Consider the following 675-nt stretch of genomic DNA (forward strand, 5'->3'; position numbering starts at 1 on the left):
TTGGTGTTTAGCGTAGCGTCACCAACAACTCAGGTGGTACGACGCAGGTAAATCAGTAGGCTGTCAGTATAAAAATGAACACATGATTAGACTTTCAAACACCTAAATTCAGTGATTACAAATGAAATTCTGCTAAAAGATTCGTAAAACAGTAGGGAGTATACTTAGAGTTGTTGGTAATGCTACGTTAAATATCAACAACGGCAGATACAGCTATGTTTTACGTAACCAAATACGAATAGTAACAATAGCGGATTTATAGCATAATGGAATGGTATTACTATCATCTTTCAGAGCTAATACTTGATGCATTGGTATTATCCTCATAGCAAATTTATCCATTATTTTTCCAAAAGTTAATAAGCTTTTTACTGTGGCATTATCATTGGCATCATAGCTGAAAATGTACGGTCCATTTTCTTTCCAGTATTGACGTAATAATAGTCGCCAAACTGCTTTTTCATAGCAATTATTTCGACCATGTAAAAATTTAGCTAAAGCTACTTCTTGCTTGAAATTTGACAGATTTTGTTTGATCTGCACCTGTATTTTTCCCACTGTTCAAATTATTTAAAGGTTTAACATATCGGTCTAGAATACGAAAATGAAGATGTAGATCTTTCCTAAGGATAATTGTTCTCCGCCGTTGTTGGTGTTTAGCGTAGCGTCACCAAC

Annotated in this window: 1 protein-coding gene; it reads right to left on the reverse strand. The window is 34.7% G+C overall.

The genetic code is table 11. The features are described from left to right. Window positions 1-213 precede the first annotated feature (213 nt). Window positions 214-558, reverse strand: a complete 345-nt coding sequence (locus BWI93_RS10730) for a hypothetical protein (RefSeq protein ID WP_094811114.1) — start codon at window positions 556-558, stop codon at window positions 214-216. Window positions 559-675: the final 117 nt, after the last annotated feature.

The organism is Siphonobacter sp. BAB-5385, assembly GCF_002261125.1.
Taxonomy (GTDB): Bacteria; Bacteroidota; Bacteroidia; order Cytophagales; family Spirosomataceae; genus Siphonobacter.